This window comes from Archangium violaceum, assembly GCF_016887565.1.
In the GTDB taxonomy this organism is placed as follows: domain Bacteria; phylum Myxococcota; class Myxococcia; order Myxococcales; family Myxococcaceae; genus Archangium; species Archangium violaceum_B.
On sequence record NZ_CP069396.1, the window covers coordinates 2,578,716 to 2,604,618 of the forward strand.

The following is a 25,903-nucleotide window of genomic DNA, read 5'->3' on the forward strand; positions in this document are numbered from 1 at the left end:
CAGTGGGGACGGTGTGACGGAGTGGGGGGGCCAGTGGGGAGAACGGGGGCGCATACCCTCACCCCGTCCCTCTCCCAGGGGGAGAGGGTCGAATCCGCGTTTTCTTTCAGGCCTTCGCGAGCGCTTGCTCCAGGTCCGCGAGGATGTCGTCGATGTGCTCGATTCCCACCGACAGCCTCACCAGCCCATCCGTCACTCCCGTGCTCAGCCTCTCCTCCGGCGTCAACTGCTGATGCGTCGTGCTCGCCGGGTGGATGATCAGCGACCGTGTGTCTCCGATGTTCGCCAGCAGGCTCCACAGCTTCACGCCATCGATGAGCCTCCGGCCCGCATCCACTCCTCCTCGCACCCCGAACGTCACCAGTCCCCCCGCTCCGTTGCGCAGGTACTTCTTCACGTTCGCGAACGACGGATCCTCCTCCAGTCCCGGGTAGCGCACCCACTCCACCTTCGGGTTCCTCTTCAGCCACTTCGCCACCGCCAGCGCGTTCTCCGAGTGCCTCTGCAAGCGCAGCGTCAGCGTCTCCAGCCCCAGGATGAACGCGTGCGCGTTGAACGGGCTCAGCGATGGGCCCAGGTCCCTCAATCCCTCGAGCCGCGCCTTGCCGATGAACGCCGCCGGGCCCAGCGCCTCGTGCAGCTTCAGCCCGTGATAGCCCGGGTTCGGCTCCGTGAACTCGGGGAAGCGGCCGTTGTTCCACGGGAAGTTACCCCCGTCCACGATGACCCCTCCAATCGAGGTGCCGTGCCCGCCGATGTACTTCGTCGCGCTGTGCACCACGATGTTCGCCCCGTGCCGCAGCGGATTGAACAGCGCCGGGCTCAGCGCCGTGTTGTCCACGATGAGCGGAATCCCCGCCTCGCGCGCCACCTCCCCCAACGCCTCGAAGTCCGGCACGTCCAGGCGCGGGTTGCCGATCGCCTCGATGTAGAGCGCCTTCGTCTTCGGCCCGATGGCCGCGCGCACCTCGTCCGGCTTGTTCGCGTCCACGAACCGCGCGTGGATGCCCAGCCTCGGCAGCGTCACCTTGAAGAGGTTGTACGTCCCTCCATACAGGCTCGTGGCCGAGACGAACTCGTCTCCCGCCTTGAGGATGTTCAACAGCGCCAGCGTCTGCGCCGCCTGCCCCGACGCCACCGCCAGCGCCCCCACTCCGCCCTCGAGCGCCGCGATGCGCTTCTCGAAGACGTCCGTCGTGGGGTTCATGATGCGCGTGTAGATGTTGCCCGGCTCCTTGAGCGCGAACAGATCCGCCGCGTGCTGCGCGTTGCGGAAGCGGTAGCTCGTCGTCTGGTAGATGGGCACCGCCCTCGCCCCCGTGGTCGGGTCGGGCTCGTAGCCAGCGTGCAGGGCCAGGGTCTCGAAGTGCTGCGACTGCGACGGATTCGTGCTCATGGAGGTGCTCCTCGGGTGGGCTGAAACAGCCACGAGGGCACCGGAGGCCAGAAACGACAGAGCCCACCGACCCTCGCGGGATGGTGGGCTCCGGACTCGCCACGGGTCGACGAACGTCGGTCAACCGGCGGCGGGCTGGCGCCCACCACTCGGCATCCGCATTCGACAGCTGGCGAAAGGCACGGAGTTCATGTCGGGAGGCAACATGGACCTCCTCCGTCATGTTGTCAAGCTCTCCGTTATGCAGGATGTCCGTTATGGCGGACGCGTCACGGCCGGGCCCCTCGCACGACCCACCATGCCGGGTTGCTCGCCGCGACGTGCCTGGTTGCCTGGTGAGACGCGGGCGGAATATGCCAACGCGGGTAGATCTCCCCTCGCGGAGTGTTCCCAAGCGACGCCTTCACCGTGGGAAGATGGACTCCATAGGAAATCGGGTGTCACACTATTGATGTGAGCAAGCCTGCTTCGCCTGTCCCTCCCCCCTCAGGGACGCCCACCGTTTCGGGGCGCTTCGCCGCGATCAAGCCCCTCTGGCTGATGCCTCCCCGGGTCGTCCTGCAGCGCCGTGCTTCTCGCACCCTGCTGATGCACGCACTGCGTGCCTCCGTGCGTGTCGGCTTGTTGCTGGCCGCGGACACCGCCGCCTTCCTCGTCGCCCGGACCGCCCTGCATTTCCTGCTCAACCGTCAGCTGCTCAGGCCCCTCGATGCGGCGACCCGCTGGGTCGTCCCCGCTCTGGGCCCCTACGGCGGGTGGCAGATGGGCGCCGCCCTTCTGGTGGGCCTGCTGGTGGCGGGTGCCTACCGCTCGGGAGATGCCTGGCGCTCGCCCCAGCGCACCCTCAGTGGTGTCATGCTCGCCGTGGGTCTGGTGCTCTGGGGAGACCTGTGGCTGCGCGACATCGCCCCCGTGCTGGTGCACTACCTGACGGCGGTCGCGGGTCTGGGCACCTGTGTCCTGGTGGCCCGCTTCGGGGTGGACCGCTTCGTCACGTGGCTGGCCCACCTCTTCCACTCCCCCGTCGAGCGCGTGCTGCTGGTGGGAGAGCCGGACGAGCCCTTCTCCCAGAAGGTCGTCGGGCGCCTGTCCCGCCACGGCAGCATGGAGCTGGCCGGGTGGATCACCGACCAGTCGCCCGCACCGGGCAGCATCCAGCGCGAGGGCGTGCTGGGCTCCCTGGATGACCTGTGGAGCATCCTCAAGGACAACCCCATCGACACCGTGGTGCTCTGCGGTCAGATCGGCGACACCCAGCACAAGCTGCTCATGGAGGCCGTGGTGTCCGCCGGTGTCCGGCTGCTGGCCGTGTCCCGCTACGACCGGCTCGGCTGGGTCCGCCCCGCGCCCATCTCCTACCGCTCCGTGTCCTTCATGGAGCTGACGGTGCCCTCGCTGCGCGCGCAGCAGATGTGGATCAAACGGATGGTGGACCTGACGGCCGCGGGGCTGGGGCTGCTGGTCATCTCCCCGCTGCTCACGCTCATCGCCATCGCCATCAAGCTCGACTCGCGCGGGCCCGTCTTCTTCGCCCAGGAGCGGGTAGGGCTCGGGGGCCGCACCTTCCGCATGATGAAGTTCCGCACCATGCGGGTGGGCGCCGACGCGGAGAAGGCCCAGCTGGCCCACCTCAACACCAGCGGCGACGCGCGCCTGTTCAAGATTCCCAATGACCCGCGTGTCACCCGCGTGGGCGTCTTCCTGCGCAAGTGGAGCCTGGACGAGCTGCCCCAGCTCTTCAACGTGCTGCGCGGGGACATGTCGCTGGTGGGGCCACGGCCCTTCTTCGAGAAGGACCTGGCCACCTACCACGAGCACCACTTCGGCCGGCTGGGCGCCCTGCCCGGCATCACCGGCCTGTGGCAGGTCAGTGGCCGCAGCTCCATCACCGACTTCGAGGAGGTGGTCCGGCTCGACTGCGAGTACATCCACCGCTGGTCGCTCTGGCTGGACATCGAGATCCTCCTCAAGACGCTGCCGGCCGTGCTGAGGCGCACCGGCGCCTACTGAGCGGCGGCCACGTCCAGGGCCAGCTCGATCATCTCGTCGAACGTGGTCTGCCGCTCCTCGGGGCTGAGGGCCTCCTTGGTCCTCAGGTGGTCCGAGACGGTGAGCAGCGCGAGCGCACGGGCGCCGTACTCGGCCGCCACGCCGTACAGGCCCGCCACTTCCATCTCCACCGCGAGCATGCCCATGCGCTCGTGGACCTCGTACGTCTGTCCCGCCGGACCGTAGAAGAGGTCCGAGGTGAAGACGGAGCCCACGCGCACCGGCTTGCCACGCTTCTCGGCGGCCTCCACCGCCTGCCGGGCCAGCGCGAAGTCCGCCACCGCGGGGAAATCGTGGTCCTGCAGGCGCATGCGGTTCACCTTGGAGTCGGTGCCCGCGCCGAGCGCGACGATGACCTCGCGCAGCTTCACGTCGTGGCGCAGCGCGCCGCAGCTGCCCACGCGGATGAGCACGCGGGATCCGTACTGCTGGATGAGCTCGGTGGCGTAGATGGAGATGGAGGGAATCCCCATTCCATGGCCCATGACGGACACCTTCCGGCCGCGGGCGACGCCCGTGTAGCCGTACATGTTGCGCACGGAGGTGACTTCACGCGCGTCCTGGAGGAAGCGCTGGGCGATGTAGCGGGCGCGCAGCGGGTCGCCGGGCATGAGCACCACGTCGGCGAAGTCCCCCGCCGCGGCGGAGATGTGAGGAGTAGGCATGGTGCGCGAGCATAGCCGCTCCGCACCCGCACGAAGAGACGAAGAGGCGCCAGGGATAGAGGGGCTTTCGCTCCGGGTGCGTGCCCCGTCAGGTTGCTCCACCACCCGACGAGCACCCGAGCCCCTCCCGCCGAGGCTTGCTCCCAGGAGGGGGAGGGGACCCGTTCACGGTCCGCCTCCTCCGCTCGAGGCCGGTTCCTACGGGTTCATGAAGGGGTAGGGGACGCGGGTGGGCGGGACGAAGTTCTCCTTGATGGTGCGCGGAGAGGTCCACCGCACCAGGTTCAGCATGGAGCCCGCCTTGTCATTGGTGCCCGAGGCGCGCGAGCCGCCGAAGGGCTGCTGCCCCACCACGGCGCCGGTGGGCTTGTCGTTGACGTAGAAGTTGCCCGCCGAGTGCCGCAGCGTGTTCATCGCCGTGGAGATGGCCTTGCGATCGCGCGCGAAGACGGCGCCCGTCAGCGCGTACGTGGCGCCCGCGTCGCACTCGCGCAGCGTCTCCTCGAACTTCGCGTCCGGGTACACGTACAGCGTCACCACCGGCGCGAAGATCTCCTCCTGCATCAGACGGTGCCGCGGATTGGTCACCTGCACCAGCGTGGGCTTCACGAACCAGCCCTCGCTCCGGTCCGTCTCGCCGCCGGACACGATGCTCGCCTCGCCGCCCTGCTTCGCCAGCTCGATGTACGAGGACGTCCGCTTGAAGGACTTCTCGTCGATGACCGCGCCCATGAAGTTGCGGAAGTCGGTGATGTCGCCCATGCGCAGCTCGGCGATCATCTCCTGCAGGCGCGGCTTGAGCTTGGGCCACAGGGACTCGGGCACGTAGATGCGCGAGGCCGCCGAGCACTTCTGGCCCTGGTACTCGTAGCCGCCGCGCACGATGGCCGTGGCCACCGCCTCCAGGTCCTCCGCCGCCGAGGGGTGCACGAAGATGAAGTCCTTGCCGCCCGTCTCGCCCACCAGCCGCGGGTACTGCTTGTAGCGGGCGATGTTCTCACCCACCGTGCGCCACATGCCCTGGAACGTCGGCGTGGAGCCGGTGAAGTGGATGCCGCCCAGGTGCGGGCTGGCCATGACGGGGTTGCCCACCGTGGGGCCGTCGCCCGGCAGCATGTTGATGACGCCGTCGGGCAGGCCCGCCTCGCGCAGCAGCTCCAGGTTGTACCAGTTGCTGAGCGCCGCCGTGGTCGACGGCTTGAACAGCACCACGTTGCCCATGATGGCCGGCGCCACGCTCAGGTTCAGCGCGATGGACGTGAAGTTGAACGGCGCCACCGCGAACACGAACCCGTCCAGCGGACGGTAGTCCAGCATGTTCCACATCTGCGGCGAGCTCACCGGCTGCTCCGACAGGAGCCGCTCGGCGAAGTGCACGTTGAAGCGCAGGAAGTCGATGGCCTCGCACGCCGCGTCGATCTCCGCCTGGTGCGCCGTCTTCGACTGGCCCAGCATGGTGGAGGCGTTCAGGATGGGGCGGTACTTCGTGGCCAGCAGCTCCGCGGCGCGCAGGAAGATGGCCGCCCGCTCCACGAAGGGCATCCGCGCCCACTCGTCCTTGGCCGCCAGCGCCGCCTGGATGGCCTGCTCCACGTGGCTGGCGTCCGCCTCGTGCACCGTGGCCAGCACGTGCGAGTGCCGGTGCGGCATCCTCACCGTGTCCGTCTTGCCGGACTTGATGCGCTTGCCGCCGATGACGATGGGAATGTCGATCTGCTCGGAGGCCATGCGCTTGAGCGTGGCCTGCAGCTCGGCGCGCTCGGGCGTGCCGGGCGCGTGGGAGAGGACGGGCTCGTTCTGCGGCGGGGGAACGCGGACGTTGGCGTTGATCACGCGGAGCACCTCGGGGAAAAAGCGGGGAAGGAAGGGCGGCGGAGCATAGCCCTTCACCTCCAAGGTTGAACCACCAGGGAGATGTAGAACCCACACCTCCGGACATCACATCCATCACCCGGACTGAGGCTCACATGGCAGAAGAACGAATGCTTCCCCGCTTCCAGCCCCGCCGGCAGCTCGGGCGTACCGGCTTCCAGGCCACCGTGGTGGGCATCGGCGACCTGGCCGACCGCTCGGTCCCGCTGGAGCGGTGCGTGGCCACGCTGCACCGCGCCATGGACGCCGGGCTCAACCTCATCGACACCGCCCCCGGCTACGAGGACGGCTACAGCGAGCAGATCGTCGGCGAGGCCCTGCGCGGCCGGCGCGAGGGCATGTTCGTCATCGACAAGGTGGACTTCCTGGATCAGCCGGTGGCCCCGCAGGTGGAGGAGAGCCTGCGCCGGCTCCAGCTGGAGGCGGTGGACCTGTTCGTCTTCCACAACGTCTCCGTGCCGGCCACCTGGGAGCGGCTCGCCGCGCCGGGCGGGGGCATGGAGGAGCTGGAGCGCTGCGTGCGCCAGGGCAAGGCGCGCTTCCGAGGCATCTCCAGCCACCACCCGGACGTGCTGCGCGCGGCGCTCGAGTCCGGCCGCTGCGACGTGGTGATGTTCCCCGTGGGGCCCTTCGTCCACCCGCGCTACGTGGAGGAGATATTGCCGCTGGCGAAGTCCAAGGGCGTGGGCACGGTGTGCTTCAAGACCTTCGGGGCCGGCAAGCTGCTCGTGGACACCGAGGGGTATGGCCGGCCGCTCCAGGCGCGTCCGCGCGGCAAGGTGAGCTCGGGTGGTTCCGACGACACGGAGGCGGAGCCGTCGCTGCCGCACCTGGGGGTGGAGGAGTGCGTGCGCTACACGCTCACGTTGGAGCCGGACGTGGCGCTGCTGGGCATGAGCTTCCCCAACGAACAGGACGCGGCGCTCCATGCCGCGGCGGCCTTCCAGCCCCTCACCTCCGCGCAGATGGCGGATGTGCGCCGGCGCGCGGTACAGGCCATCGAGGGCAAGGGCTCCGTGTGGTGGAACCCCTGAGGCGGGGCCGGGTGGGCGTCAGCCCTGGCCCTGGGCCACGGCGAGGGTCCGGGGCTGGAGCAGCTCGTGCATCCGCGCGATGAGGACGGCGGGCTGCACCGGCTTGACGAGGTAGACGTCCGAGGACTGGACCATGCCGGGCAGGGGCGCCAGGCCACTGAGGAAGACGAAGGGCACCCGCTGGAGCGGAGGCGGCTCGGAGCGCACCCGGAGGCACAGCTCGTACCCGTCCATGCCCGCCATGTTCACGTCCGACACGATGATGTCGGGCGGTTGCTGGCGGGCCTGTACGAGCGCGGAGGCCCCATCCTCGGCGAGGGCGCATTCGAAGTCCGGGGAGAGCAACAGCCGCAGCGTCTGGCGCATGGACCACGAGTCATCCACGATCAGGACCCTGGGTTTCACGACGCTCTCCACCTTCATGGGCGTTCTCGCACGTGACCGATTCACCGGGGGTATTCGCTGGCCCATACCCCGAATCACGCAGCTGTTCAGTTTCGCTCGCTTTGCGAGGATAAGGAAGGGGGGTTGTCCGTCTTTTCCGCCAGCTGCCAGGAGAATCTTCCCTGATGGCTCCTGGCTCCTACCTTACGGTGGGTGCCGGGACGTCCGGCCCTTCGCGGGAGGAGTCCCATGGCGGTGGTGTCCCTGGATGGCAGGAGCTTCGGACCGGCGCTGGTGAGGCCCGGCATCCTGCTCATTGGTTGGTGGGCGAAGTGGTGCGCGCCCTGCTGCGTCCTCGGTCCTGATGTCGCGCGGGTGGCCCAGCAACACCCGGACATCACCTTCGCGCTGGTGGACGTGGACGCGGAACCGGAGCTGGCGGAGGTACTTGGTGTACAGACGATGCCCGCGCTGATGGTGTTCCGCGATGGCTTCCTGTTGCTCAACCACGTCGGGCCCGTGCCGGAGCCGCTGCTGGAGGACCTCGTCCGGCAGGCTCGCGCGCTGGACATGGACGGCGTGCGGCACGAGGTGGCGGAGTACCGCGCCAGCAACGCGCGCGTGAGGATCGGCCAACACGGGGGGTGAGTCGTGGGGCGAATGCAATGAAGCGAGCCCCCGCATGTCGCTCCGCGAGGGCCCGCTGACCGCGCGCGGCCGAGGCTCACCGCCTGCCGGGCTTGTTCGGCTGGACTTCGCGCGGCTCGTTCGCCGGGGCCTGGCGCTTGTAGATGTCCTCGTTGATGTCGTGGTTGCGGACGGGATCCTTGTCCTCCTGCTCCTCCCACTCCTCACCGCGCTCCACTCGCGCCTCCCAGGACGTGTCCTGTGACGAGCCGGGATTGTCGGCGGGGCCGGTGCGCGCGTTGATGTCCCGAGCGACCCTCGCCGCCGCCGCGTCGATGGAGTCCTCGAGCTCGCCCGCGTTGCGCGGCTGGAAGTTCTGCCCGCGCTCGTCCGGCACGTACTGGTCGTCGCCGACGTTCGTCATCTCGGTGTCGGCCCGGCCCTTGTCCTTGGAGTTCTTCGTCCTGCCCGTGGGAATCTTGGGGGTGTCGGCCATGGGGTGTCTCCGTCGTCCTCGCGCCTGTACCTGCCCGACTCAACTTCGGCACGGTGGCGCACCGGACAACCTCTCCGGCGCGCCGGGGCTCGGCCGCCCGGTCGGGTGAGGGGGGACTACTGGCCGGCGCTTCCGCTGCCGCCGACACCCTGCTGGGAGTCGGGCCGGGCCACCTCCGCCACGAGCGTGTCCACCAGGGAGGCGATCTCCGCGGTGGGGGCCGCGATGCTGCACGCCGCGCCTCCGTGCACCAGCCCCACCACCTGGAGGCGGTGGTCCACCACGGGCGCGCCGGAGTCGCCCTTCTCTCCATGCAGGCTGGTGAAGAGCGCCTGGGGCACGCCGGGCAGGGAGGGGCAGCGCCCGAGCCGCTTCAGCTCCACTTCCTGGGGCTCGCCGGGACGGTCGTTGCGGCCGGCGAAGAGGAGTCCCTCGCCGGGGGTGGGCAGCGAGGTGGCCACGGGCAGGGGGTGCACCGGGGCCTGCTCGTCGAAGCGGATGACGGCGAGGTCTCGCACGGGGTCGACGATCTTCACCACGCCGCTCAGCAGATGCCCGTTGCGCAGCACCACGGGCTGACGCCCTCCGGGAATGACGTCGATGCAGTGCGCGGCGGTGAGGGCATGGCGCCCATCCGCGACGACCACGCCCGCGCAGTGCCCGGGGAAGAGCGTCACCGTGGCGTCCTTGAGGGCCCGGAAGTCCAGCGACGGGTCCTCCTGCTTCTTCGCCGAGCCGCAGGCCGCCAGCATCACCATTGCCAGGACACCGGCCAGACCCGAAAGTCTCTTCGCGCGCATCGCCGTCCTCCCAAGGGTCGGGGTTGCTCCGTTGGGGCTGACGATGTGCATTCCCCCAGGGTGGTATCCGCGCAGGTTCGCTGAGCAGGCGTGCGTCCGGGATGAACCCGGGGTTGCACGCGAGGAGGTGGAGACATGGAGCTGAAAGGGAAGGTAGCGCTCGTGACGGGCGCGAATGGGTTCGTGGGCTCTTTCATCGTGCGGCGGTTGGTGGAGGAGGGCCTGCGGGTGCGTGCGCTGGTGCGGCGCCCCGAGGCCGACGCGGAGGTGAGGGCCCTGGGCGCGGAGCCGGTGCGGGGAGACCCGGCGGATGCGAGGTCCGCGCGGGAGGCGGTCGCGGGAGCGCAGGTGGTGGTGCACTGCGCGGCCACGGGCAGCGATGACCTGGCCGAGGCGATGCGGGTCAACGCGGAGGGCACCGAGGCGATGCTGGAGGCCGCGAGGGCCGCGGGCTGCGAGCGCTTCGTGCACATCTCCACCGTGGCCGTGTACGACATGGCGAAGGCCGACCCCCTCGACGAGGGCGCGCCCCTGGTGAAGGAGGGCCGGGCGTACTCGGTGAGCAAGGCGGAGGGAGATCGGCGGGTGCTCGCGGCCATCGAGCGGGGCCTGCCTGCCGTCATCCTGCGCCCGCCGTGCATCCTGGGCGTGCACCCCACGTCCACCTGGGGCCATATCGTTCCCCGCTCCATCGCCGCCGGGCGGTTCCCGCTGCCCCTGGGAGGCGAGGGCCACTTCTTCTACGTCCACGTGCGCAACCTGGCCGAGGCGGTCGTCTTGTGTCTGCGCTCGGAGGCCGCCGTGGGGCAGGTGTTCGACATCGCCGACGGGCAGAGCACCTGGGGCCGCTACGCCGCGCACTTCCGCACCGAGCCGCTCCCCCCGGTTCCGGAGTCACAGGCGCCGAACTTCCTGAGCTACCGCGGGCGCTTCCCGGCGGAGAAGATCCGGCGCGTGCTGGGCTACACGCCCCGGTACTCCTTCGAGGAGGTCATGCGCGAGACCCAGCAGGCGCTCGGCTCATGAGCTGAAGGACTCGCCCCAGCGCTGGTGGGCCAGCTCGAGGACGCGGGCGTTCTCGGGCACCCGCCGCAGGAAGCGCTCGCGCACGGTGACATCGGGAATGTCGCTGGCGCGGGCACGCAGGCAGTGCAGGGCGCGGCGCAGGGCTTCCTCGCCCGCGGGGGTGGCGCCCTCGGCCAGGCAGGCCTCGGCCAACACCTGGAGCAGTCCCACCCGGGTGCTTCCTCCACCGCCCACCGCCTCCGCTTCCCGCAGCGCGAGCTCCATCACCTGGCGAGCCTCGGCCGGGCGTCCCTGGGAGAGCAGCAGGCTTCCCAGCAGCCAGCGTGCGCGGGGCACGAAGGGGACGAACGGCTCCAGTGCCTCGCAGGCCATGCGGGCCCGGGTCTCGGCCTCGGTGGTCGCCCCCTTCCACATCGCCACCCGCGCCAGCACCCAGAGCGCGGAGCCCAGGTGCAACCGGTTGGGGACCCGGGCCTCCACCCATTCGAGCGCCAGGGCATGGGCCTCCTCCTGGTGCGCCGGCTCGGGGCTGTCCGCCAGCACCTGCATCAGGTTGTACCGGGCGTGGGCGATGCCGAAGAGCTGCCCCACCCGCACCGCCAGCTCCATGCCCTGGCGCGCCCGCTCCACCGCTCCCTCGCCGTTTCCGAGTGCCAGCAGCGCCTGGGCCCCCCATCCGAGGGACGCCACCTCGTCACGTTCCGCGCCGACCTCGCGGAAGGACTGGCTGGACTTCTCGCTCCAGGTCAGTGCCGGCCAGGCCCCATCCGTCAGGCTCAGTGCCCGGAAGCCATGCGCGATGTTCCTCCAGCCGCGCACGATGGCATTCCGAGCGATGCTCTCACGTCCCATGTGCTCCAGTCGCTCGAAGGCCTCATCGGCCTCGCGGATGGCGCCCACATAGCAGTCCATGCAGCTCATGAAGCAAAGGGCCAGGTCGTAGGCGCTCCGGGCCTCCGGCTCCGGCTCGGTGTCGAGCAGCAGCCGGTGCAGGGCGAGCAGGTGCTCCTTCTGAGCGCTCTGGCCATAGCCCAGACACAGTCCGCTGATCAGGTTGCTCCACCGGGCCTCGCCGGGCTTCATCCTGGGCAGCACGGCGCTTCCCACCTCGTGCAGGGTCGCGAAGTCGTCCATCCAGAAGGCCGCGGTGGCCCTCAGCGCGTGCAGCCGCACCAACGCCTCTCCGGTGGGCCCCAGTCCCAGGGCCGCCTCCATGCACCGCTCCATGTCCTGCATGTCATGGCGTTCGAAGAGCTGATCCGCGGCCCGGGTGTAGAGCTGGATGGCCCGCTCGGGCTGCTGGCCCAGCGCGGCATGCTCGGCCAGCACGCGCGGGTCGCTCTCTCCCGCCTTCTCCAGCCAGAGGCCCGCGTGCTGATGGCCCGCCGGCTTGTGGCTGTCGGGCACCAGCCCGTAGGCGGCGTCGCGGACCAGCGCGTGGCGGAAGCGGTACTCGGTCTCTCCCGGGAAGCGGCTGGTGGTTTGCTGCTCCACCCACTCCCACTCCACGAGTTGCCGCAACCACCCGTCCAGCTCCTGGGCGGAGCGATCCTCGCCCAGCAGCGCGCGCGCGCCACCGGACCAGAAGGTGCGGCCGAGAATGCTGGCGGCCAGCAACACCTGACGGGCTCCGGGCTCCAGCCGCATCAGGCGCGCCTGGAGCATGGCCAGCACCGTCTCCGGTGTGGCGTCTCCACGCCCCTCGGCGACGCCTCGGATGAGCTCCTCGAGGAAGAGCGCATTGCCCGCGGCCTGCTCGACGAGCCGGTCGATGAGGAACTCGGTCACCCCCGTGCCGAGCACCTCGCGTACCAGATGGCCGCTCGCCTTGCGACTCAACCCTCGCAGGGGCACCTGTTGCATGCGCCGCGCCGCCGGGTAGCTCGCCAGGAGCTGCTCGACCTCGGGCCGGGCCAGGGCCAGCACCATGAAGGGATGCTCGGCCAGCTCTCGCAGGACATCGTCCACCATCCGGAGGGTGAGCACGTCACCCCAGTGGAGATCCTCCAGCACCAGCAACACGGGAGCCCTCTTGCACTCGGCCTGGAGGAAGCCCACCAGCGCCCGGCTCACCTGGGTGCTCATGAGCCGCGGATCGCCGCGGGCGGCGCGCAGCCTCGGGTTGTCCTCATCGGAGAAGGGAATGCCGCACAGCTCTCCGAGAAACGGGATGAGCTCCTGGGCCTGTTCCGGGGGCAGGTGCTGGCCGATGCGCTGGAGCAGCCGCGTCTTCCGGTCCTCGTGCGGCTCGCTGCCGGAGATGCCGCACAACCTTCGCAGGGCCTGGCCGATGAGCCCGTCCGCCGAGCCCGCGCTCATGGGGTCTCCCCGGCCGAGCAGCTTCAGCACCGTCCGCCCGCGGCGCTCCAGGCGGCGGAGGAACTCATGGCGGAGGCGGGACTTGCCCACTCCCGCGGGGCCGGTCACCAGCACGGCCTGCGCGGCGGGCTCCTCCACGCAGGTGTTGAAGGCGACTTCCAACAGGGTCAGCTCCTGCTCGCGGCCGACGCAGGGGGTGGGTCTGCCCAGGAGCGGCCGGGACTCGTCCGAGCCGAGCTGTGGAGCCTGCAGCAGGAAGAGCCCGGGAAGGGGGCGGGAGACCTGGATGCTGGAGCCGAGCAGCCCCGCCGTCACCTCATCCAGCAGCACCGGGGCGCCAAGACTCGCGGGCAACTGCTCAAACTGGCGGAGCAGCTGGCCGGCGCGGTCCATGGCCTCGCCCACCGGAATGTGCTGGTCGAACCGGCCGCGGCCGGTGGTGAGGACCACGGAGGTTTCGGGCCAGCGCTCCTGCACCGTGAGAGCGCAGCGCGCGGCCAGGGCGGCCGGATCGACGGCGGAGCCGTGGATGGCCTTCAAGGTGACGACGAGGGAGCCATCGGCCAGCAGCTCCACGCGGGCGCCGTGGGGGGCGAGCAGGGTGCTCAGGGAATCGCGCAGGGGCACGCGTGAGCCGGGCGTGGTGGTTCTTTCGCGGGGCGCGGCCAACATCACGCTGAAGAGTTGTTGTTCCACTCCAGCCAGATGGGGCGTCGGGAGCCGGGGGGCCTCGGTGGCGTGTGCCGTTTCCAGGAGGGGTTGCAGTCGCGCCAGGGTGCTCGTGACATGGGACGCGTCCTGGAGCCGTCGAGCGGGGTCCTTGGCCAGCATGAGGTCGAGCAGTTCCTGGAAGGCGGAGGGAAGCTCGGGGCGCGCGGAGCGAAGAGGTGGCGGCTCGGCGAAGAGGATCTTGGCGAGGACGGCGGCGAAGTGGGACGCGGAGAAGGCACGCTGGCCGGTGAGACACTCGTAGAGGACGCAGCCCAGGGAGAAGACGTCGGCTGCGGGAGTGATGCGGGATTGGGGCGAGGCCTGCTCGGGCGCCATGTAGCCCGGAGTGCCGAGCACCATGTGGCTGGCCGTCATGGCGGAGTCGGGCAGGGTGTCGCGCGCCAGGCCGAAGTCCAGCAGCACCACGTCCTCGGGGCGGCCGTGGCGCAGCAGGAGGTTGGAGGGCTTGATGTCGCGGTGGACGATGCCGCGCTGGTGGGCGGCGGAGAGGGCCTCGGCGGCGCGGCGCAGCAGGGCCAGAATCTCCTCCAGGTGAAGCGGCTGACGCGCGAGGCGATGGGCCAGGTCCTCGCCCTCCAGCCACTGCATGGCGAGGAAGGGCAGGCCGGCATCGGTGGTGCCGTGCGCGACGTAGGAGACGATCCCGGGGTGGTGCAGGGAGGCCAGCAGGGTCGCCTCCCGGTGGAAGCGCTGGAGTGTCTCGGGGATGGCGACGTGCAGGAACTTGAGGGCGACGGTCTGGCCGGTGAGCGAGTCGCGAGCGCGGTAGACAGAGCCCGTTCCGCCGCGGCCCGCCTGGGACTCCACCGTGAAGCGGCTGGCGATGACGGTTCCCGTCGCCAGGTGGGCGGTGGCGCGCGGTGATTGCGACTTGACCGTGCTGTCGAACGACAGGGTGCTGTCCATGACGAGAATCTAGAATCGGACACCCGTCGCGGCCTACCCCCCGCACCTGTTCTGTTGGGTGCTGGTTGCCTGGAGCCCGAGAATCCCCGCGCTCGCCTCTAAACGAGAGATTCGTCGCCCCAGCGCTGGTGGGCCAGCTCGAGGATGCGAGCGTTCTCGGGCACCTGCCGCAGGAAGCGCTCGCGCACGGTGGCATCGGGAATGTCGCTGGCGCGGGCACGCAGGCAGTGCAGGGCCTGGCGCAGCGCTTCTTCACCCGCGGTGGTGGCGCCCTCGGCCAGGCAGGCCTCGGCCAATACCTGGAGCAGGCCCACCCGGGCCATGCCTCCGCCGCCCACCGTCTCCACCTCGCGCAGCGCGAGCTCCGTCACCTGACGGGCCTCGGCCGGGCGTCCCTGGGCGAGCAGCAGGGCCCCCAGCAGCCAGCGCGCGAGGGGCACGAAGGGCGCGAAGGGCGCCAACGCCTCGCACGCCTCGCGCGCCTGGGTCTCGGCTCTGGGGATCGCTCCCTCCCAGGCGTCCACCCGCGCCAGCGTCCAGAGCGCGAAGCCCAGGTGCAGCCGGTTGGGGACGCGGGCCTCCACCCACTCGTGCGCCAGGACGCGGGCCTCCTGCCAATGGGCGGGCTCGGGGCTGGTCGCCAGCAGCAGCATCAGGTTCTGCCGGGCATGGGTGATGCCGAAGAGCTGCCCCACCCGCACCGCCATGGCCATGCTCTGGCGCGCCCGCTCCAACGCTCCCTCGCGCTCTCCGAGCCCCAGCAGCGCCTGGGCCTCCCATGTGAGGGAGGCCACCTCGTCGCGCTCCGCACCGGCCTCGCGGAAGGCCTGGCTTGCCTTCTCCATCCAGGTCAGCGCCTGCCAGGGCTCGTCCGTCAGGCACAGCGCCCGGAAGCCCCGCGCGATGCTGCTCCAGCCGCGCACGATGGCGTCCCGGGCGATGCTCTCGCCCCCCGTGTGCTCCAGCCGCTCCATCATCACGTTGGACTCGGGGATGGCGCCCACGTAGCAGGCCATGCTGCTCATGAAGCACAGCGCCAGATGGTAGGCGCTCCGGGCCTCTGGCTCCGGCTCGGTGTCGAGCAGCAGCCGATACAGGACGAGCAGGTGTTCCTTCTGCCCGCTCTGGCCATGGCCCATGCACAGCCCGCTGAGCAGGTTGCTCCACTGGGCTTCACCCGGCTTCAGCCTGGGCAGCACGGCGCCCCCCACCTCGTGCAGGGTCGCGAAGTCGTCCATCCAGAAGGCCGCGATGGCGCGCAGCGCGTGCAGCCGCACCAACGCCCCCCCGCTGGGCTCCTGCGCCAGGGCCGCCTCCATGTACCGCTCCATGCCCTGCATGTCATGGCGCGAGAAGAGCTGCTCGGCGGCTCGGGTGTGGAGCTGGACGGCCCGCTCGGGCTGCTGGCCCAGCGCGGCATGCTCGGCCAGCACGCGCGGATCGCTCTCCCCCGCCTTCTCCAGCCAGAGGCCCGCGAGCTGGTGGCCCGCCGGCCTGTGGCTGTCGGGCACCAGCCCGTAGGCGGCGTCGCGGACCAGCTCGTGCCGGAAGCGGTACTCGGTCTCGCCCGGGAAGCGGCTGGTGGTTCGCGGCTCCACCCACTCCCACGCCACGAGCTGTCGCAACCACCCGTCCACCTCCTGGGCCGAGTGCTCCTCGCCCAGCAGCGCGTGCACGCCGCCGGACCAGAAGGTGGGGCCCAGGATGCTGGCGGCCAGCAACACCTGACGGGCTCCGGGCTCCAGCCGCATCAAGCGCGCCTGGAGCATGGCCAGCACCGTCTCCGGTGTGGCGTCTCCACGGCCCTCGGCGACGCCCCGGATGAGCTCCTCGAGGAAGAGCGCATTGCCCGCGGCCTGCTCGACGAGCCGGAGGATGAGGGTCTCGGACACGTCCGCGCCGAGCACCTCGCGCACCAGGTGGCCTCCGGCCTTGCGGCTCAACCCCCGGAGCGGCACGTGCTGCATGCGCCGCGCCGCCGGATGGCTCGCGAGGAGCTTTTCGACCTCGGGCCGGGCCAGGGCCAGCACCATGAAGGGGTACTCGGCCAGCTCACGCAGCGCCTCGTCCATCAGCCGCAGGGTGGGCACGTCGCCCCAGTGGAGATCCTCCAGCACGAGCAGGACCGGTTGTTGTTCGCACTCGGCCTGGAGGAAGGCCGCCAGTGCCCGGCTCACCTGGGTGCTCATCAACTGCGGGTTGCCGCGGGCGGCCCGCAGCTTGGGGCCGGGCTCGTCGGAGATGGGAACGCCGCACAGCTCGCCGAGGAACGCCACGGTCTCCGGCACCTGGGCGGGAGGCAGGTTCTGGCCGATGCGCTGGAGCAGCCGCATCCGCCGGAGTCCGAGCGCCTCGCTGCCGGTGATGCCGCACAGCCTTCGCAGGGCCTGGCCGATGAGCCCATCCGCCGAGCCCGCGCCCATGGGGTCTCCCCGGCCGAACAGCGTCAGCACGGGTTGCCTGTGGCGCTCGAGGCGGCGGAGGAACTCATGCCGGAGGCGGGACTTGCCCATCCCCGGGGGGGCGGTGACCAGCACGGCCTGCGCGGAGGGCTCCTCCACGCAGGTGGTGAAGGCCATCTCCAGGAGGGCCAGCTCCTGCTCGCGGCCAACGCAGGGGGTGGGTCTGCCCATGAGCGGCCGGGACTCGTCCGAGCCCGGTGGCAGACCCCGCAGCAGGAAGAGGCCGGGGTGGAGGGGGGTGAGCTGGAAGTTGGCGCCGAGCAGCCCCGCCGTCACCTCGTCCAGCAGCACCGGAGTGCCGAGCTGCGGGGGCAACAGCTCCAGCTGGCGGAGCAGCTGGCCGGCGCGGTCCATGGCCTCACCCACCGGGAGGTGCTGGTCGAGCTGGCCGCGGCCCGTGGTGAGCACCACCGCGGCCCCGGGCCAGCGCTCCTGGATCAACAGGGCGCAGCGCGCGGCAAGGGTGGCCGGGTCGGTGGCGGAGCCATGGAGGGCTCTCAGGGTGATGACGAGGGAGCCATCGGCGAGCAGCTCCACCCGGGCGCCGTGGGGGGCGAGCTGGGTGCTCAGGGACTCGCGCAGGGCCGCGTGAGAGACAGGCGCGCCGGTGGTTCTTCCGCGGGGCGCGGCCAACAGCACGCTGACGAGTTGTTGTTCCACGCCCGCCAGGGGGGGCGGGGTGCGCCGGGGTGGGTCCGTGACGGGTTCCGTCTCCAGCCGGGGGAGCAGCTCCTCCAGGGCGCTCACGACATGCTGGGCGTCCTGGAGCCGTCGAGCGGGATCCTTGACCAGCATGCGGTCGAGCAGTTCCTGGAAGGCATCGGAGAGTCCGGGGCGCGCGGAGCGAAGAGGGGGCGGCTCGGTGAAGAGGATCTTGGCGAGGGTGGCGACGAAGTGGGACGTGGAGAAGGGGCGCCGGCCGGTGAGGCACTCGTAGAGGACGCAGCCCAGGGAGAAGACATCGGCGGCGGGAGTGAGGCGGGTGTGGGCCGAGGCCTGCTCGGGAGCCATGTAGCCCGGGGTGCCGAGCACGGCATGGCTGGCCGTCATCGAGGGGGAGAGCAGGGTGCTGCGGGCCAGGCCGAAGTCCAGCAACACCACGTCCTCGGGGCGGCCGTGGCGCAGCAGGAGGTTGGAGGGCTTGATGTCGCGGTGGACGATCCCCTGCTGGTGGGCGGTGGCGAGGGCCTCGGCGGCGCGGCGCAGCAGGGCCAGCGCCTCCCCCGGGCGAAGTGGCTGGCGCCTGAGGCGGAGGGTCAGGACCTCGCCTTCCAGCCACTGCATGGCGAGGAAGGGCTGGCCGGAGTCGGTCGTGCCATGGGAGACGTAGGAGACGATGCCGGGGTGTTGCAGCGAGTCCAGCAGGGTGGCCTCGCGATGGAAGCGATGGAGGCCATCGGGGGTACTGCCGTACAGGAGCTTGAGGGCGACGTGTTGGCCGGAGAGGGAGTCGCGAGCGCGGTAGACAGCGCCCATTCCACCTCGGCCGGCCTGGCACTCGACGGTGAACCGGCTGGCGATGACGGTGCCCGCCGGCAGCGGGGCAGGGGCCCGCGACGAGGTTGACTCGCCCGAAGCCTCGAACGTCAGGGTGCTGTCCATGACGTAGAGTGTAGGGTCGGATTCCGGGTGGGGCCTAATTCCCCTCACCCGGTCCGTGTCTCACCTTACGGCTCACCTCATGGGGCCGTCTCGCAGCCGCAGCCGCACCTGTCGAAGAATGGCACCGTGCCCTCGACGCAGAGGAAGAGGATGGCCGCGCACTCGGTGGGATCCGTGGAGACGTAGGTGCGGTCCGGATCGTCGTATTTGCAGGAATTGCCTTCCTGGCAACCACAACCGCACCCGTTGGAGAACGGGGTGGTGTCCTTGCCGCAGGTGAAGGGCAGCGTGGGACACAGCGAGGGATCACGGGATTTGTAGATCAAACCAGGCTCACTGCCCGTGCACCGGCGTTCCTTGGCCTTGCGGCAGATTCCGCCGCAGTCGGCACCGCCCTGTTTTGGATCACAGTCATCCCGAGGGTCATCGACGCAGACCTTGCCCTCGGGACAGGGAATGCCGGCGATGCCGCCGCAGAACTCGCCGCTGGCCCGCCTCTCGGTGGTGATGTCCCTGGCCTCGGTCGTGGGACCGCAGGCCAGGCCGTGGAGAGACAGGCAGAGCGCGAGCACACCCCAGCTCATCAACCGGATACGCATGGACATGTGGAACCCCCCTCGTTCGCGGCGAGGAGAGGATTCGGGCGTGTCCGCGTCATCCGGGAGTGGAGCGGCGGGGAGGGAGGAGCGCCCGGCAGGCTGGCGGCTGTGCCCTCCCCGTGTCCGGGTTTTCCCAGTAGGGTGCGCGCCCCATGTCCCTGGGAAGCCCCGCCTTCGGTGTCCTCGTCGAGCTCGTCCTGGTGCTCGTCGCGCTGGGCATGGCCGTGAAGTTGTTGCTCCTCAATTTCTGGCGGGCCGTCCTCTTCCTCTTTCCCGCCAGCGTCCGCGTCCGGCCCGAGGCCCCCGCCGGCCAGATGGAGCTGCCCGCCGGGCTCTCTCCCCTGGCGGGCCAGCTCCGGGCGCTCGGCTTCGTCCCGCTCGGCAGCCATGTGGAGCAGCCCCGCTTCCAGAAGGGGACGAGCTCCTACGACTTCGCCCACCCCGGTGAGCACACCTTCGCCACCCTTCATTTCGGGCCGGACGGCAAGCCCCGTCTGTATCTCCTCACCCCGCTCGCCCCGGAGGGGTTCGTGCTCACCGCCGGCTACCGGCGGCCGGGTTTCGAGCTCCCCGGCCGTTATCGCTCAGGAGGCGTCACGGAGGCCTCCACCGAGCGCCTGCTGCGGATCCACCTGGAGCGGCTCCAAGGTCTCGTTCCCACGGAGGATTTCTCCTGGGAAGGCCGGCTGATGGCCGGGCAGGCGTGGTACCAGGGGGCAGGTCAAAGGGAGATTCGACGACAGAACCTCCAAGGATTGTTGTGGACGGTCGTGGCCCTTGCCATCGTCGCCGGTCTCTTCCTGGGCGGCGGGCGCTCGGTCTGACGCACCTTGGGCGTGCACCCCGCGCCTTCGGGGAGTAGGAAGAACGAATCTTTGCAGCCTGTCTGGAGTCGTCCCGCGATGAAGAGCGTGTCCAAGACCGAAGAAATCTATTTCCTGTCCGGCAAGCGTACCCCGTTCGGCACGTACGGAGGCGCGCTGAAGGACCTGAGCGCCACGGAGCTGGCCGTTGAGTCGGCCCGCGCGGCGCTCGCGCAGGCGAAGGTGTCTCCAGAGTCCATCCAGCACGTCATCTACGGCAACGTGGTGCAGACGAGCGCGGACGCCATCTATCTGCCGCGGCACGTGGGCCTGCGCACGGGCGTGCCGGTGCCGGTGCCGGCGCTGGGCGTCAACCGGCTGTGCGGCTCGGGCTTCCAGGCCTTCGTCAACGCGGCGGAGATGATGCTCACCGAGCAGGCCGACTGCGTGCTGGCCGGTGGCACCGAGTCCATGAGCCAGGCGCCCCACGTCATCCGCGGCGCCCGCTTCGGCATTCCGCTGGGCAAGGGCGGCATGGAGGACATGCTCTGGAGCGCCCTGACGGACAGCTACACGGGCAACCCCATGGCCCTCACCGCCGAGCAGCTCGCGGTGGACTACTCCCTCTCCCAGGACGCGGTGGACGAGTACGCCGTGCTCACGCAGAAGCGCTTCGCCGCCGCCCAGGAGGGCGGCCGCTTCGACCAGGAGATCTCCCCCGTCACGCTGAAGACGAAGAAGGGCGAGACGCAGTTCGCCCGGGACGAGCACAACCGGCCGGACACCACGGTGGAGGGCCTGAAGAAGCTGCCCAAGGTCTTCAAGAAGGACGGCGTGGTGCACGCGGGCGCCGCCAGCGGCATCTGCGACGGCGCGGGCTCCATGGTGATGGCCACCCGGAGCTTCGTGGAGAAGCACGGCCTCAAGCCCATCGCCCGGCTCGTCAACTGGGGCATCTCCGGGTGCGACCCGAAGGTGATGGGCATCGGCCCGGCCCCCGCCATCCGCCGGCTGCTCGAGCGCGCCCAGTGCAAGCTGGGGGACGTGGAGCTCTTCGAGGTGAACGAGGCCTTCGCCCCGCAGTACCTCGCGGTGGAGAAGGAGCTGGGGCTGCCGCGTGACCGGACCAACGTCAACGGTGGCGCCATCGCCGTGGGCCACCCGCTGGGGGCCTCGGGCGCGCGCATCACCATGACGCTCGCCTACGAGCTCAAGCGCCGGGGGGCCCGCTACGGCATCGGCTCCGCCTGCATCGGCGGTGGCCAGGGCATCGCGCTGTTGATCGAGGCGCTCTGACCCCTTTCGCACCCCGGACGAATCCAACGGAATATGACGATGAGCAACGAGCTGGACGCGAAGGCGGCCCGTGAGCGGGCCAAGGCGATCGCCGAGCAGCGGCGCGCCGAGCGCCGCAACCGCAAGCGCAAGTGCGTGGTGTGTGGTGTGGAGGAGAGCGACAAGACGCCGCTGGGGGCCCACCCGGACGGCATCGGGCCCTCGTGCAAGGACGAGGTCTCCTGCCAGGCCCGCCGCGCCTCGGCCGCGCGCTGAGCTCCTCGCGGGGGGGCCGGGGGCGAGTCTCCGGCCACCCGCCCACCCTGTCGGGTAGGATTGGGTGTTTTCTGTCGGGCAGTTTCCTTGATGGCCGTCAAGACTCGCGGTAAACCTGCGGAATCTCTTCGGCTACACGAGGGTCGGAATGGGCGTCATCAGCTTCACGGGAGTCAAGGTGTTCTCGACCACGCTCGCGCGCGACCGCGAGAACATGGGGGAGAACATCACCAAGTGGCTCAAGGAGAACCAGAACGTCGACGTGGTGGACAAGATCGTCACGCAGTCCTCCGACAAGGAGTTCCACTGCCTGACCATCACCTTGTTCTACCGCCATAAGTCCTGAGCCGGACATTCCGGCGTCGATGACGGTTCGAGGGCGCTCTCCCCGGGACGGGGATGGGCGCCCTTTCCCATTCAGCGCGCCCGGAAGTGGACGGAAACGGTTGCGAAGCGGGCCGCGTTTCCCCACCTTTGGACGACTCTCGGGTGTCCCGAGTGGAGGAACATGATGCGACCGATGCGGAGCTCTGGCGGCGGTAGTGGATTCGGATTTTCCGGCCTGGAATCCATGGCGGCCAAGCTGGCGATCGGGCTCGTGGCGGGCTCGGTGTTGACCCTGGCGGCGCAGGCGACGATTGGCAGGCTCCTGGTGCTCTCGCCCCGGGCCGTCTTCCCTGGCTTCCAGCTGTGGCAGCCCTTCACCTACGGCTTCGTCGAGACCGAGCCCTTCGGCATCATCTTCGGCGCCTTCGCCCTGTACTCCATCGGTGGTGGCCTGGAGATGACCTGGGGCTCGCGCCGCCTGCTGCAGGTGCTGTGGGGAGGCACGGCGCTGGCCGGTATCCTCACCGTGGTGGTGGGGCTCTTCGTCCCGCTGCCCGGCTACTACACCGGCGGTTGGGTGATGGGCACCATGGCCTGGGTGGCCTACGGCCTGTCCATCGGGCGCGGTCAGGCGAACTTCTGGGGCATCCCCGTCTCCGGCAACGTGCTGGCGGGCATTGGCGCCGGGTTCGTCGTGCTCAACGGGCTGCGCGCCGGGTGGGCCACCCAGGTGCCCGAGCTGTTCGGGCTCGGCATCATCTTCCTGTACGTGCGCGGCGGCAGCCCCCGCCGCCTGTGGCTGCGCTTCCAGCACTGGCGGCTGCAGCGGCAGGTGCAGGGGCGCTCGCGGCACCTGCGCGTCATCTCCAGCGATCGGCCGAACGACAAGTATCTGAACTGACCGCGAGCGGCGGAGGGCTCAGTTGGGGTGCTCGAGCTCTCCGTATTGCTTCAGCTTGCGGTAGAGCGTGGCGACGCCGATGGCGAGCTCCTCCGCCGTGCGCGCCCGGTTGCCTCCGTTCCGGGCCAGCACCGCGAGGATGTACTCGCGCTCCATCTCCTCGAGCGTCCGCGGGGATTCTCCCGGCACCAGGCTCGGCGGCGCCGCGCGCACCTCCTCCGGGAGATCGTCCTTCTCCACCCGCGAGCCCTCGCACAGCGCCACCGCGCGCTCGAGCGCGTTGCTCAGCTCGCGCACGTTGCCCGGCCACGAGTAGCGCAGGAGCTGGTCCGCTGCTTCCGGCGACAGCCCCGTCACCCTGCGCCCCAGCCGCTCCGTCGCCTCCGCCAGCAGCATCCTCGCCAGCGGCAGGATGTCGTCGCGCCGCTCGCGCAGGGGCGGCACCCGCAGCTCGATGACCCGCAGGCGGTAGTAGAGGTCCTGCCGGAAGCGCCCCGCGATCACTTCCGCGGCGAGGTTGCGGTTGGTGGCCGCCACCACCCGCACGTCCACCTTGCGGCTCTGGTTCTCTCCCACGCGCCGCACCTCCTTCTCCTGCAGCGCGCGCAGCAGCTTGGCCTGCATCGACGGCGGCACCTCGCCCACCTCGTCCAGGAAGAGCGTGCCCCCGTGCGCCGCCTCGAAGAGGCCCGGCCGGTCGTGCGTGGCCCCGGTGAAGGCCCCCTTCGCGTGGCCGAACAGCTCGCTCTCCAGGAGGCTCTCCGTCACCGCCGCGCAGTTCACCGCCACGAAGGCCTTGTGCGCCCGGCCCGACTCCTCGTGGATGAGCCGGGCAATCCGCTCCTTGCCCACGCCACTCTCGCCGGTGATGAGCACCGTGGAGTCCACCTTCGCCGCCCGGCGCGCCAGGCTCAGCACCTGCTGCATGGCCTCCGTGCGCGCCAGCATCCCCGCCGGGTCCTCCGGCACGCCCGATACCCGCGCCAGCGTCTGGCGCTTCGCCCGCAGCTTGCGCTCGGCCTGCTTGAGCGCCTCCGTCACCTGCGCCAGCGCCCCCTCCATGCACTGCGTCTCGTAGAAGCGCAGCGCCTCCTTGCACTCGGAGCTCCACTCCTCCTCAGGCCTGCCGATGACCTGACAGACGGGGTCTCCCTTGCCCACGCAGCGCGTCTCGAGGCAGTACACCGACTTGCCGTTGCAGTAGCTCATGTAGCCGCTGGCGAAGCCCGTCAGCGCCCAGCACACCGGCTCCTCCGCCTTGCCCAGGTGCAGCAGGTGCTGCTCCGCCTCGTACGAGTCGTGCCACAGCGCCTCCGCGAACGGCTCCGGGCCGTCCTCCGCGCCGCGCTCCACCCGCTCCATCACCACCTGCCCCTGCAGCGCGTGCAGCCGCCCTCCCGCCCGGCGCCACTGCGACTCGTCCTCCCAGGGGAAGGCCGTCTTCATCGTCTCCGCCGTCCGCCAGCCGTGCGCGAAGCCCAGCCGGGTGAGCATGCCCCGCGCCGCCGTCATCCCCACCGTGGAGATGAGCTCCTTGCGCAGCAGCCCCAGCACCACCGGATCCAACAGCAGCACCCGCTGGCCCGCGAAGTGGATGCGTCCCCCCTTGGGGTCGAAGGTCAGCAGCTCCCTCAGGTCCAGCTCCAGTTTCGGTGCCACGGCGCCTCCCTCTCAGGATGATGCTGTTCTCTATCGTTTTGAGAGTGCCGATGCGAGCCAATCGAGGGCGGGTGAGGAATTCCAAGGGGTTGGACGGTCGACTTTCCTGGCCCGGGGGTTGCTATGAAGTCCCCGCGAGATGAGCTCGGACCTGAATCGACACGAGGTGGTGGGAGGGAACGGCCGGGGGACGGCGGTGGCCCCGGCACTCTTCGTGTCCCACGGCGCGCCCACGGTGGCGCTGGAGACGGATGCGTTCCCCCAGGCCCTGAAGGCCTTCGGGGAGAGCGCGGCGGCGCCGCGAGCACTGGTGGTGGTGTCCGCGCACTGGGAGACGCCGGGCGGGGTGCGTGTCACCGCCTCCGAGGCCCCTCCGCTCATCTATGACTTCGGCGGCTTTCCGGAGCCGCTCTATCAATTGAAGTATCCGAGCCCCGGCTCGCCCGAGCTGGCGCGCGACATCGTGGCGCGGCTGGACGCGGTGGGTTTGTCGGCCGTGGCGGATGCCCGTCGCGGGCTGGACCATGGCACGTGGATACCGCTGCGGCTGGCCTTCCCCGCGGCGCGCATACCGGTGGTGCAGGTGTCCTTGCCCTGGAGTGTTTCCGCGGCGGACGTGGCGAAGATGGGCGAGGCGCTGCGCCCCCTGCGCTCCGAGGGCGTGCTCCTCATGGGCAGTGGATGCATCACCCACAACCTGCGCCAGTTGACCTGGCAGGATAAATCCGCGCCCGCTGCATCCTGGGCGAGCGAGTTCGATGCATGGGTGGGTGAGCGTCTCGCGACCCGCGACTTCGTTGGGCTACAGTCGTGGACGAGCGCACCGCATGCGCGGCTCGCGCATCCCAGTGCCGAGCATTTCCTCCCGCTCTTTTTCGTCCTCGGTGCGGCCCTCCCCGAGGAGCGTGTCGTCCCCGTCTTCGAGGGCTTCCATTACTCGAGTTTGTCCATGCGCAGCTTCGTGCTGCGTGGATGAAACCCCCGTCGTTCGCAGTCCCAACTGGAGAGAAACACCATGAAGCTGTCCCTCAAGCCCGCCGTTGCCGCCCTCGTGCTCGCCGCCCCCTCGCTCGCGTTCGCCGCCGAGTATGAGATCGACCCGGGCCACTCGAGCGCCCAGTTCTCCGTGAAGCACATGATGGTGTCCAACGTGCGCGGCGCGTTCTCGAAGGTGACCGGCAAGGCCAACATCGACGAGAAGGACATCACCAAGTCGACCGTGGAGGCCACCATCGACGCCACCACCATCAACACCAACGAGCCCAAGCGCGACGAGCACCTGCGCAACGCCGACTTCTTCGACACCGCGAAGTACCCCACCATCACCTTCAAGTCGACGAAGGTGGAGAAGGCCGGTGAGAACCTCAAGGTGTCCGGCAACCTCACCATGCACGGCGTGACCAGGCCGGTGGTGCTGGACGTGGAGGGCTTCACCACGGAGTCGAAGGATCCCTGGGGCAACATCAAGCGTGGCGGTACGGCCACCACGAAGGTCAACCGCAAGGACTTCGGCCTGACCTACAACAGCGTCCTGGAGACCGGTGGCGTGGCGGTGGGTGAGGAGGTCGCCATCACCATCGACCTGGAGCTGAACAAGAAGAAGGAGGCGGCTCCCGCGGCGGCGGCTCCGGCCAAGGCGGCCCCGGCCAAGTCGGCGAAGGACTCCAAGTAGTCGTCCGAGCAGGATGGGGCA

Annotated in this window: 21 protein-coding genes; 11 read left to right on the forward strand and 10 right to left on the reverse strand. The window is 70.0% G+C overall.

Annotation, left to right across the window (positions count from 1 at the left end; translation table 11 throughout):
- Positions 1-106: 106 nt before the first annotated feature.
- A complete protein-coding gene (locus JRI60_RS10725) occupies positions 107-1,396 on the reverse strand; it encodes an O-acetylhomoserine aminocarboxypropyltransferase/cysteine synthase family protein (RefSeq protein WP_204225746.1) in 1,290 nt (429 codons plus the stop codon).
- Positions 1,397-1,984: 588 nt separating this feature from the next.
- Between JRI60_RS10725 and JRI60_RS10730 the strand changes: the two genes are divergently transcribed.
- The gene (locus tag JRI60_RS10730; RefSeq protein WP_204225747.1) at positions 1,985-3,406 is read left to right on the forward strand and encodes a sugar transferase; all 1,422 of its coding nucleotides are present in this window, start codon (positions 1,985-1,987) and stop codon (positions 3,404-3,406) included.
- Here the strand turns inward: JRI60_RS10730 and deoD are convergent.
- Together deoD and pruA are read right to left on the reverse strand one after the other, a co-directional pair.
- On the reverse strand, positions 3,400-4,110 hold the full coding sequence (gene deoD, locus JRI60_RS10735) for a purine-nucleoside phosphorylase (protein ID WP_204225748.1): 711 nt from the start codon (positions 4,108-4,110) through the stop codon (positions 3,400-3,402). The genes JRI60_RS10730 and deoD overlap by 7 nt on opposite strands.
- Before the next feature lie 198 nt (positions 4,111-4,308).
- Positions 4,309-5,943 carry an L-glutamate gamma-semialdehyde dehydrogenase gene (gene pruA / locus JRI60_RS10740; RefSeq protein ID WP_204225749.1) on the reverse strand — a complete coding sequence of 545 codons (1,635 nt, stop codon included), beginning with the start codon at positions 5,941-5,943 and terminating at the stop codon, positions 4,309-4,311.
- A gap of 134 nt (positions 5,944-6,077) precedes the next feature.
- On the opposite strand from pruA, the gene JRI60_RS10745 reads away from it, so the two are divergent.
- Positions 6,078-7,016: an aldo/keto reductase gene (locus tag JRI60_RS10745; protein ID WP_239470453.1), complete on the forward strand. Its 939-nt coding sequence runs from the start codon at positions 6,078-6,080 to the stop codon at positions 7,014-7,016.
- Between the two features lie 18 nt (positions 7,017-7,034).
- Here the strand turns inward: JRI60_RS10745 and JRI60_RS10750 are convergent, their stop codons facing one another.
- A complete protein-coding gene (locus JRI60_RS10750; RefSeq protein ID WP_239470454.1) occupies positions 7,035-7,421 on the reverse strand; it encodes a response regulator transcription factor in 387 nt (128 codons plus the stop codon).
- A 228-nt stretch (positions 7,422-7,649) separates the two neighbouring features.
- Between JRI60_RS10750 and JRI60_RS10755 the strand changes: the two genes are divergently transcribed.
- A complete protein-coding gene (locus JRI60_RS10755) occupies positions 7,650-8,048 on the forward strand; it encodes a thioredoxin family protein (RefSeq protein ID WP_204225751.1) in 399 nt (132 codons plus the stop codon).
- Positions 8,049-8,124: 76 nt separating this feature from the next.
- Here JRI60_RS10755 and JRI60_RS10760 read toward each other — a convergent pair whose 3' ends face one another.
- Both JRI60_RS10760 and JRI60_RS10765 read right to left on the reverse strand, forming a co-directional pair.
- Positions 8,125-8,523, reverse strand: a complete 399-nt coding sequence (locus JRI60_RS10760; protein WP_204225752.1) for a hypothetical protein — start codon at positions 8,521-8,523, stop codon at positions 8,125-8,127.
- A 116-nt stretch (positions 8,524-8,639) separates the two neighbouring features.
- The gene (locus JRI60_RS10765) at positions 8,640-9,323 is read right to left on the reverse strand and encodes a S1 family peptidase (RefSeq protein ID WP_204225753.1); all 684 of its coding nucleotides are present in this window, start codon (positions 9,321-9,323) and stop codon (positions 8,640-8,642) included.
- Positions 9,324-9,458: 135 nt separating this feature from the next.
- Between JRI60_RS10765 and JRI60_RS10770 the strand changes: the two genes are divergently transcribed.
- Positions 9,459-10,349, forward strand: a complete 891-nt coding sequence (locus JRI60_RS10770) for an NAD-dependent epimerase/dehydratase family protein (RefSeq protein ID WP_204225754.1) — start codon at positions 9,459-9,461, stop codon at positions 10,347-10,349.
- Here JRI60_RS10770 and JRI60_RS10775 read toward each other — a convergent pair.
- The 3 genes from JRI60_RS10775 to JRI60_RS10785 all read right to left on the reverse strand — a co-directional run bounded on the left by JRI60_RS10775 (position 10,344) and on the right by JRI60_RS10785 (position 18,975).
- Positions 10,344-14,306, reverse strand: coding sequence for a serine/threonine-protein kinase PknK (locus tag JRI60_RS10775; RefSeq protein WP_204225755.1), 3,963 nt, complete (start codon positions 14,304-14,306; stop codon positions 10,344-10,346). The two genes, JRI60_RS10770 and JRI60_RS10775, sit on opposite strands and share 6 nt — an antisense overlap.
- Before the next feature lie 98 nt (positions 14,307-14,404).
- Positions 14,405-18,370, reverse strand: coding sequence for a serine/threonine-protein kinase PknK (locus JRI60_RS10780; RefSeq protein ID WP_204225756.1), 3,966 nt, complete (start codon positions 18,368-18,370; stop codon positions 14,405-14,407).
- A 77-nt stretch (positions 18,371-18,447) separates the two neighbouring features.
- Complete coding sequence (locus JRI60_RS10785; RefSeq protein WP_204225757.1) at positions 18,448-18,975, reverse strand: hypothetical protein; 528 nt, start codon at positions 18,973-18,975, stop codon at positions 18,448-18,450.
- 146 nt (positions 18,976-19,121) lie between these two features.
- Between JRI60_RS10785 and JRI60_RS10790 the strand changes: the two genes are divergently transcribed.
- The 5 genes from JRI60_RS10790 (at position 19,122) to JRI60_RS10810 (ending at position 22,551) form a co-directional block, all read left to right on the forward strand.
- Positions 19,122-19,793 (forward strand): hypothetical protein, encoded by a 672-nt coding sequence (locus tag JRI60_RS10790; RefSeq protein ID WP_204225758.1) that lies wholly within the window; start codon positions 19,122-19,124, stop codon positions 19,791-19,793.
- Between the two features lie 78 nt (positions 19,794-19,871).
- Positions 19,872-21,068, forward strand: coding sequence for an acetyl-CoA C-acetyltransferase (locus tag JRI60_RS10795; RefSeq protein WP_204225759.1), 1,197 nt, complete (start codon positions 19,872-19,874; stop codon positions 21,066-21,068).
- Between the two features lie 39 nt (positions 21,069-21,107).
- Positions 21,108-21,323 (forward strand): hypothetical protein, encoded by a 216-nt coding sequence (locus JRI60_RS10800; RefSeq protein ID WP_204225760.1) that lies wholly within the window; start codon positions 21,108-21,110, stop codon positions 21,321-21,323.
- A gap of 148 nt (positions 21,324-21,471) precedes the next feature.
- Positions 21,472-21,669, forward strand: coding sequence for a hypothetical protein (locus tag JRI60_RS10805; RefSeq protein WP_204225761.1), 198 nt, complete (start codon positions 21,472-21,474; stop codon positions 21,667-21,669).
- Positions 21,670-21,894: 225 nt separating this feature from the next.
- Complete coding sequence (locus JRI60_RS10810) at positions 21,895-22,551, forward strand: DUF1751 domain-containing protein (RefSeq protein WP_343213399.1); 657 nt, start codon at positions 21,895-21,897, stop codon at positions 22,549-22,551.
- Positions 22,552-22,569: 18 nt separating this feature from the next.
- Here JRI60_RS10810 and JRI60_RS10815 read toward each other — a convergent pair whose 3' ends face one another.
- Positions 22,570-24,210 carry a sigma-54-dependent Fis family transcriptional regulator gene (locus JRI60_RS10815; RefSeq protein ID WP_204225762.1) on the reverse strand — a complete coding sequence of 547 codons (1,641 nt, stop codon included), beginning with the start codon at positions 24,208-24,210 and terminating at the stop codon, positions 22,570-22,572.
- Positions 24,211-24,349: 139 nt separating this feature from the next.
- On the opposite strand from JRI60_RS10815, the gene JRI60_RS10820 reads away from it, so the two are divergent.
- Complete coding sequence (locus JRI60_RS10820; RefSeq protein ID WP_204225763.1) at positions 24,350-25,186, forward strand: DODA-type extradiol aromatic ring-opening family dioxygenase; 837 nt, start codon at positions 24,350-24,352, stop codon at positions 25,184-25,186.
- A gap of 39 nt (positions 25,187-25,225) precedes the next feature.
- Positions 25,226-25,882 carry a YceI family protein gene (locus JRI60_RS10825; protein ID WP_204225764.1) on the forward strand — a complete coding sequence of 219 codons (657 nt, stop codon included), beginning with the start codon at positions 25,226-25,228 and terminating at the stop codon, positions 25,880-25,882.
- Positions 25,883-25,903: the final 21 nt, after the last annotated feature.

What these genes read in the sequence shown, in the direction of transcription:
- JRI60_RS10725 (WP_204225746.1), bottom strand. Translation starts at nt 1,396, where the DNA reads ATGAGCACGAATCCGTCGCAGTCGCAGCACTTCGAGACCCTGGCCCTG.
- JRI60_RS10755 (WP_204225751.1), top strand. Translation starts at nt 7,650, where the DNA reads ATGGCGGTGGTGTCCCTGGATGGCAGGAGCTTCGGACCGGCGCTGGTG.
- JRI60_RS10785 (WP_204225757.1), bottom strand. Translation starts at nt 18,975, where the DNA reads ATGTCCATGCGTATCCGGTTGATGAGCTGGGGTGTGCTCGCGCTCTGC.
- JRI60_RS10795 (WP_204225759.1), top strand. Translation starts at nt 19,872, where the DNA reads ATGAAGAGCGTGTCCAAGACCGAAGAAATCTATTTCCTGTCCGGCAAG.
- JRI60_RS10810 (WP_343213399.1), top strand. Translation starts at nt 21,895, where the DNA reads ATGGCGGCCAAGCTGGCGATCGGGCTCGTGGCGGGCTCGGTGTTGACC.
- JRI60_RS10790 (WP_204225758.1), top strand. Translation starts at nt 19,122, where the DNA reads ATGTCCCTGGGAAGCCCCGCCTTCGGTGTCCTCGTCGAGCTCGTCCTG.
- JRI60_RS10745 (WP_239470453.1), top strand. Translation starts at nt 6,078, where the DNA reads ATGGCAGAAGAACGAATGCTTCCCCGCTTCCAGCCCCGCCGGCAGCTC.
- JRI60_RS10730 (WP_204225747.1), top strand. Translation starts at nt 1,985, where the DNA reads ATGCACGCACTGCGTGCCTCCGTGCGTGTCGGCTTGTTGCTGGCCGCG.
- JRI60_RS10760 (WP_204225752.1), bottom strand. Translation starts at nt 8,523, where the DNA reads ATGGCCGACACCCCCAAGATTCCCACGGGCAGGACGAAGAACTCCAAG.
- JRI60_RS10780 (WP_204225756.1), bottom strand. Translation starts at nt 18,370, where the DNA reads ATGGACAGCACCCTGACGTTCGAGGCTTCGGGCGAGTCAACCTCGTCG.
- JRI60_RS10770 (WP_204225754.1), top strand. Translation starts at nt 9,459, where the DNA reads ATGGAGCTGAAAGGGAAGGTAGCGCTCGTGACGGGCGCGAATGGGTTC.
- JRI60_RS10825 (WP_204225764.1), top strand. Translation starts at nt 25,226, where the DNA reads ATGAAGCTGTCCCTCAAGCCCGCCGTTGCCGCCCTCGTGCTCGCCGCC.
- JRI60_RS10800 (WP_204225760.1), top strand. Translation starts at nt 21,108, where the DNA reads ATGAGCAACGAGCTGGACGCGAAGGCGGCCCGTGAGCGGGCCAAGGCG.
- JRI60_RS10820 (WP_204225763.1), top strand. Translation starts at nt 24,350, where the DNA reads ATGAGCTCGGACCTGAATCGACACGAGGTGGTGGGAGGGAACGGCCGG.
- JRI60_RS10765 (WP_204225753.1), bottom strand. Translation starts at nt 9,323, where the DNA reads ATGCGCGCGAAGAGACTTTCGGGTCTGGCCGGTGTCCTGGCAATGGTG.
- JRI60_RS10775 (WP_204225755.1), bottom strand. Translation starts at nt 14,306, where the DNA reads ATGGACAGCACCCTGTCGTTCGACAGCACGGTCAAGTCGCAATCACCG.
- deoD (WP_204225748.1), bottom strand. Translation starts at nt 4,110, where the DNA reads ATGCCTACTCCTCACATCTCCGCCGCGGCGGGGGACTTCGCCGACGTG.
- JRI60_RS10805 (WP_204225761.1), top strand. Translation starts at nt 21,472, where the DNA reads ATGGGCGTCATCAGCTTCACGGGAGTCAAGGTGTTCTCGACCACGCTC.